The following is a 6,374-nucleotide window of genomic DNA, read 5'->3' as shown; positions in this document are numbered from 1 at the left end:
GGGGGGGGGCCGGGCGCCGGCCCCCCGGCGGCCCCCCTCACCCCCGCGGTCCCGCGGGCCCCGCGGACCGCACACCCGTCGGGGTGTGCGGAGTCCGGGGGCGCACCGTCCCTGGGCGCTCCCGGAGTCAGGGGTGGGCGTCAGAGCGGACGGGCCGCCAGTTCGCGGGCGGCGCGGGCGCAGTCGCGCGCGATCCGGTCCTCGTCGACGGTGGCCAGGCGCCCCTTCTCGACCACCGCGTTGCCGTTGACGAAGAGCACCGACAGCGGCGGGAGCGCCCCGAAGGTGAGCGCGGCGACCGGGTCGGCGATGGACGAGTGCATGATCCCGTCGATCTTCCACAGCGCCAGGTCGGCGAGCTTGCCGGGCTCGATCGAGCCGATCTCGTGCTGTCGGCCGAGCACCCGGGCGCCGCCCATGGTGCCCAGGCGCAGCGCCTGCCGCCCGGTCAGTGCGGTGGGGGAGCCGTGCAGGCGGTTGATCAGCAGCGCGTTGCGCAGCTCCGTGCCCAGCTCGCCGGATTCGTTGGAGGCGGTGCCGTCGACGCCGAGCCCGACCGGGACGCCGGCCCGGAGCATGTCGGGCACCCGGGCGATGCCGGCCGCCAGGCGGGCGTTGGAGGACGGGCAGTGGGCGACGCCGGTGCCGGTCTCGGCGAACTTGGCGATGTCGGAGTCGTTCATGTGCACGCAGTGCGCCATCCAGACGTCCTCGCCGAGCCAGCCCACCGACTCGAAGTAGTCGGTCGGCCCCATGCCGAACAGCTCCTTGCAGAACTGTTCCTCCTCGGCCGTCTCCGAGCCGTGGGTGTGCAGCCGGACGCCCTTTCGGCGGGCGAGTTCGGCGGACCGGCGGAGCAGGTCGGTGGAGACGGAGAAGGGGGAGCAGGGCGCGATGGCGATGTGCAGCATCGAGCCGAAGGAGGGGTCGTGGTACCGGTCCACGGCGGCCTCGGAGGCGGTCAGGATGTCGTCCAGTTCCTCGACCGCGTGGTCCGGCGGCAGCCCGCCGTCCTTCTGGGAGCGGTCCATCGAGCCGCGCAGCGCGGTGAAGCGCAGGCCGAGTTCCCGGACGGCCTCGATGGAGGCGCCGAGGACGTCGCCGCCACCCTTCGGGAAGACGTAGTGGTGGTCGGAGGCCGTGGTGCAGCCGGACTTGAGCAGTGCGGCGGCGGAGCCCTGGGCGGCGGCGTGCACGAGCTTCTCGTCGATCCGGGCCCAGGTCGGGTAGAGGGCGACCAGCCAGTCGAACAGGATGTGGTCCTGGGCCAGGCCGCGGGTGATCCACTGGTAGAAGTGGTGGTGGGTGTTGACCAGGCCGGGGGTGATCAGGTGGCCCTCGCCGTTGATCCGGCGCACCACGTTGTCCAGCCACGCGGGGGCGGGGCCGTCGCCCACCGTCTCGATGGTGTTGCCGAGGACGACCACGTGGCCGCGGGCGTACTCGGTGTCGTTCGCGTCCACGGTGGCGATCGCGGCGTTCTCGATCACGATCCGCTGGTCGGCGGGCGGGGGCTGGACTGCCATGGTGTGACTCCTTGGGGGAGGGCCGGGGAAGGGCCGGGGGAGGGCGTGCACCGCACGGTGCACGCCCCTCCCGGGCCGGTCAGGACGGTGTCGCCGTCGGTACCGTCGGTACCGTCGCGCCGGGGGCCTGGCCGGACCCGGACCGGCGGGCGGCTCCGACGTGGTGGAAGAGCAGGTTGAGCAGGACGGCCATCACGCAGCCGGCCGAGATCCCCGAGTGCATCAGGGTCCGGACGGCCTCCGGGAAGGAGTCGTAGAACGTCGGTACGGCGATCGGGATGATGCCGACACCGAGCGAGACCGACACCAGGATGGTGTGCGAGCCGGACTCCATGCCGGCCTCCGCGAGGGTGCGGATGCCGCTGGCCGCGACCGTGCCGAAGAGCACGATCCCGGCGCCGCCGAGGACGGGCTGCGGAACCAGGGAGACGACCGAGCCCAGCACGGGGAACAGCCCCAGCAGGACCAGGATGCCTCCGCCGGCCGCGACCACGAAGCGGCTGCGGATCTTCGTCAGCGCCACCAGCCCGATGTTCTGGGCGAAGGCGCTGGCGGCGAAGCCGTTGAGGACGGGACTGAGCGCTGTGGCCAGACCGTCGGCCCGCAGGCCGGCGGCGAGGGTGGGTTCGTCCGCCTCGCGGTCGACGATCCTGCCGAGGGCGAGCATGTCGGCGGTGGACTCGGTCATCGCGACCACCATGACGATGCACATCGAGACGATCGCGGCGGCGTCGAACACGGGCGCGCCGAAGTGGAACGGCGAGGGGAGCGCGAAGACCTTCGCGTCCCGGACCGCGCCGAAGTCGGCCAGCCCCAGCGGGAAGGCGATCAGGGTGCCGAGCGCCAGACCGATGAGCAGGGACAGCTGCTGCCAGAAACCGCGCAGCAGCCGGTTGCAGAGCACCACCGCGACGAGGGTGATCGCGGCGAGGCCGACGGCCCGCGTGGAGCCGTACCCGGGGGCGCCCGGCGAGCCGCCGCGCGCCCAGTTGACCGCCACCGGAAGCAGGGACACCCCGATGAGGGTGATCACGGTGCCCTGGACGACCGGGGGGAAGAACCGGATGAGCTTGCAGAAGTACGGTGCCGCGAGGAAGCACAGCAGCCCCGCGACGATCACCGCTCCGAAGATCACCGGGAGGGCGTCCTTCGGTCCCCCCGTCTTCTCGATGGAGCCCTTCGCTATGGCGATCATGGGCGCGACCCCGGCGAAGGAGACGCCGTTCACGAACGGCAGCCGCGCGCCGATCCGCCAGATGCCGAGCGTCTGGAGGAGGGTGGCCAGTCCGGCGGTGAACAGGCTGGCCGAGATGAGCAGGGCGAGTTCGGCGGGGGAGAGCCCGACGCCGGCGCCGACGATGAGCGGGGGTGCGACGACTCCCGCGTACATCGCGGCGACGTGCTGCAGTCCGGTGGAGAACAGCTTCACCGGGGGCAGCAACTCGTCCACGGGGTGGGTCCCGGGTCGGGGCGGCCCGCCGGGGAGGTGGTCCGCCGCGCCGTCCGGGCCGTGCGTTCCCGCCGAGGTGGAACCGCCGTCTGTACTGCTGGTGCTGCTGGGTGCCATGTCGAGCCCCTCTTGTGCCCGTGGCTCCCGGCGCGCCCGTGGCGCTGGAGTGCGGCTGGTGCTGATGTGACCGAGGACGGGACGGCGGTGCGAGGATCCCTCGGCCGGCCTCTCCAGTGCCCCGGGCCGGCCGCCGCGAGGCAGGCACGAACTCCGGTGGGTGGGGGTGGGGGTGGAGAAACCGCTGGTGCGGACGGAACCGCTGGAGCGGATGGAACGGCTGGTGCGGGTCGAACGGCTGGTGCGGGTGGCACCGCGGGAGCGGTTGCCGTGGATGGAGCGGTCCGCCCGCACCCGACCGGTCCGTGGGGGCCGGAGGGTGCGGCGATTTCCGGGCGGCGTCCACCGGGTGGGGGAGGTCAGGCGACCGGGATGACCGGGACGACGCCCTCGCGGTGCACGGTGCCCTCGATCAGGCCGTACATGCGGTCCGCGGCGAAGTAGACCTCGTTGTCGTTCTTGAGGCCGAACGGTTCCAGGTCGACCAGGAAGTGGTGCTTGTTCGGCAGTTCGAGGCGGACCTCGTCCACCTCGGCGCGGTTGTCGAGGACCCGGGTGCCCATCGCGTGCAGGGTCTGCTGCAGCGAGTAGGAGTAGGTCTCGGCGAAAGCCTCCAGCAGGTGCCGCCTCACCCGGGTGTAGGAGCGGTTCCAGTGGGGCTGGGCCTCGCCGTCCTTCCCGCTGTAGCCGAACTTCCAGCGGGCGGTGACCTGGGTGGCGAGGATGCGGTCGTACGCCTCCTGGAGGGTGGTGTAGCCGTCCTTGATGTAGCCCCAGAACTCCGAGTTGGTGGAGTTCATGACGACGAGGTCCTTCAGGCCGGAGACGACCTGGACGGACTCCCCGTCGTAGACGATCTCGCTGGTGCGGACCTCCTGGCCGCTGCGGACGAAGGAGTGGCCCACCTCCTCCGAGCCGATGAAGCGGGCCGAGCTGTCCGGCGTCCTGATCCGGTCCCAGGCGTACTCCTCGATCCGGATCCGGGCGCTGTGCACGACGCCGCGCTCGGTGTCGTCGACGAAGTGGCGTGCCAGGAGGATGCCGAACGCCTCGGCCGACTCGATGCCGTGCTCCTTGGCGAAGGCGTAGACGGTGTTCTTGGTGGTGTCGGTGGGGAGGCAGTTGGCGTTGGACCCGGTGAGGTGGACGTCCTCGAACTCGCCGCGGAGCGAGACCGAGACGTTCAGGTCCTTGATCTCGTGCCGGGAGGAGTCGCGGTGGATCCGGACGATGCGGTTCTCCGCCTTGCCGTACTGGTTCTGACCGAGCACGTGGGCCATGACGTGGCTCCTAAGCTTTTCAAGGTCGGTCCACTAGCTTCCGCGGTAGACCGAGTATCCGAACGGGTTGAGCAGCAGCGGCACGTGGTAGTGGTGCTGTTCGGGCGCGACCGTGAAGACGATCGAGACCTCGGGGAAGAACGGCGGTTCGGCGGACTTGAGCGCGTGGTACGCGCCGGTGCCGAAGAGCAGCCGGACGACCGAGCCCGCCTCCACGGCCGGCAGGTCCGCGACCCGGCCGTCGGAGTCCGTGGCGGAGGTGCCGAGCACCTGCCAGCCACCCTCGGTGTGCAGTGCGAGCTCGACCGGGACGCCTTCGGCCGGTCGGCCGAGGCTGGTGTCGAGCACGTGGGTGGAGATGCCAGTCATGGGTGAAGTGGCCTTACTGATGGCAGAGGTGATGATGTGTCAGATTTTCGGTGGGATTCCCGGGAGGGTTCGGTGCGACGGCGTGTGACGGTACGTCAGAAAGTGTCGAGCAGACGGTCGAGCCGGATGTCGTTGATCTTGCGCAGCTCCTCGCGGACGGTCTCCGCCTCGGCGGCGGCGTCGTTGGGGAGGCGCTCGCGCAGGGCGGCGAGCATGCCGACCGCGGTGCGGCCGGTCGCGCAGACCAGGAACACGTGGCCGAACTCGGCCTCGTAGGCGGCGTTGGCCTCGCGCAGTTCGTCGAGGACCGCTTGGTCCGCGCCCCGGATCCCGGCCTGTTCGCGCTCGGAGGTGGCGTCGCCCGCCACGGGCGTGCCGATCCGGGCGTGTCCGGCCATCGCGTCGCGCAGGTCCTCGGTCGTCAGCGACGCCATGGCCGCCGCGTTGGCGGCGAGCAGGGCCTCGCGGTCGGACCACGGCCCGGCCGCGGCGACCGCGGCGGCCCAGCGGGGGCTGGAGCACACCTCCAGCAGGATCTCTTCCAGCTCCGCGGCGTCGGCCGCGGCCAGGGCGTCAAGGGCGTGGGGGTGGTTGGTCACGGGTGGACCTCCTGAAGAGTGGTGCCACCCGGAAAAGCTAGATCGGCCCCACCCGGCCGTCAACACTTTGTTGAACTGTTGGTGGTTACGTTTTGAACCGGGCCGCGATGCCGGGCCCTTTCGTGTGCGATTCGCCAAGTGTGCCCCGCCGCAGGCCGATCCACTCCTGCCGTGCCGGCGGGGTCACCCGTTCGGAAGCCCCCGGGGCGGGGGCCCGCACGTGCCCCGGAGGGCGTCGAACCGGGGCGTCAGGACGGCTTCGCGCCGTCCTGGCGGTTCAGGTAGTTGTACACGGTGAAGCGGCTGACGCCCAGGGCGGAGGCGACGGTCTCCACGCCGTGGCGGACGGTGAAGGCGCCGCGCTCCTCCAGCAGGGCGACGACCCGCTGCTTCTCCAGCCGGTCGAGCTCGGCCAGCGGGCGGCCGTCGAACTGGCGGGTCATCTCGGTGAGCAGCCGGTCCAGTGCGCTGCCCAGGTGGGGCAGTCGGACGGCCAGGGCCGGGACGCCCTCCCACTCCAGGACCACGTCGTCGGGCTTCGCCTCGTCCAGGGGGACGGGCGTCGCGCCGACCGCGGCCAGCAGCGGCTTCACCGCCGCGGCGAGCGGGTGTTCCACGTTCTCGGTCACGGCGTACCGTCCTCCTCGCCCAGCACGCTGACCTGGACCGAGATCCGGGTCGCCCCGGCGTCCAGGGTCTCCCTGAGCAGCTTGGTCACCGCCGCGAGGACCTGCTCGGCCCCGCCCTCGGCGCCGGTGCCGAAGGGGCCGACCGACACGGCCAGGCCGGCCTCGTCGACGACCTTGCGGGCCGCCGCGGCGTGCTCCGGGAACGTGTCCAGTTCGAACGGTTCTGTCGTGAACTCCACCATCAATCGCACGGGGTCACTGTAGCGAGCGGGGGTGCGGGCGGGCAGGGCCCGGGTGATCGAACAGTCCGGCCCAGGGGGCGGCATGGCCATGAGGCGGCTTCAACAAATTGTTGCGACTCCCTTGACACTCGCTCGGCGGGCCGGAGATGCTTCCACCACACA

7 protein-coding genes are annotated in these 6,374 nt (G+C 71.6%); all 7 read right to left on the bottom strand.

Annotation, left to right across the window (positions count from 1 at the left end):
* Positions 1-140 precede the first annotated feature (140 nt).
* Positions 141-1,526: an 8-oxoguanine deaminase gene (locus ACFVHV_RS28690; protein WP_380354696.1), complete on the bottom strand. Its 1,386-nt coding sequence runs from the start codon at positions 1,524-1,526 to the stop codon at positions 141-143.
* A 79-nt stretch (positions 1,527-1,605) separates the two neighbouring features.
* Positions 1,606-3,093 carry a nucleobase:cation symporter-2 family protein gene (locus ACFVHV_RS28685; RefSeq protein ID WP_380354693.1) on the bottom strand — a complete coding sequence of 496 codons (1,488 nt, stop codon included), beginning with the start codon at positions 3,091-3,093 and terminating at the stop codon, positions 1,606-1,608.
* A gap of 359 nt (positions 3,094-3,452) precedes the next feature.
* On the bottom strand, positions 3,453-4,373 hold the full coding sequence (pucL, locus tag ACFVHV_RS28680; protein WP_359911801.1) for a factor-independent urate hydroxylase: 921 nt from the start codon (positions 4,371-4,373) through the stop codon (positions 3,453-3,455).
* A gap of 33 nt (positions 4,374-4,406) precedes the next feature.
* Positions 4,407-4,742: a hydroxyisourate hydrolase gene (uraH, locus tag ACFVHV_RS28675; protein WP_359911797.1), complete on the bottom strand. Its 336-nt coding sequence runs from the start codon at positions 4,740-4,742 to the stop codon at positions 4,407-4,409.
* Between the two features lie 95 nt (positions 4,743-4,837).
* Positions 4,838-5,341 carry a 2-oxo-4-hydroxy-4-carboxy-5-ureidoimidazoline decarboxylase gene (gene uraD / locus ACFVHV_RS28670; protein WP_380354688.1) on the bottom strand — a complete coding sequence of 168 codons (504 nt, stop codon included), beginning with the start codon at positions 5,339-5,341 and terminating at the stop codon, positions 4,838-4,840.
* A gap of 248 nt (positions 5,342-5,589) precedes the next feature.
* Positions 5,590-5,970, bottom strand: coding sequence for a helix-turn-helix domain-containing protein (locus ACFVHV_RS28665; protein WP_359911791.1), 381 nt, complete (start codon positions 5,968-5,970; stop codon positions 5,590-5,592).
* Positions 5,967-6,221 (bottom strand): thiamine-binding protein, encoded by a 255-nt coding sequence (locus ACFVHV_RS28660; protein ID WP_359911788.1) that lies wholly within the window; start codon positions 6,219-6,221, stop codon positions 5,967-5,969. Before ACFVHV_RS28660 ends, ACFVHV_RS28665 begins: the two co-directional genes overlap by 4 nt.
* Positions 6,222-6,374 lie beyond the last annotated feature (153 nt).

Origin of the sequence: Kitasatospora sp. NPDC127116 (assembly GCF_042677365.1) — a bacterium.
Lineage (GTDB): Bacteria > Actinomycetota > Actinomycetes > Streptomycetales > Streptomycetaceae > Kitasatospora > Kitasatospora lactacystinica.
Note: the sequence above shows the minus strand (reverse complement) of the source record. Positions and strands in the feature narration are given on the sequence as shown.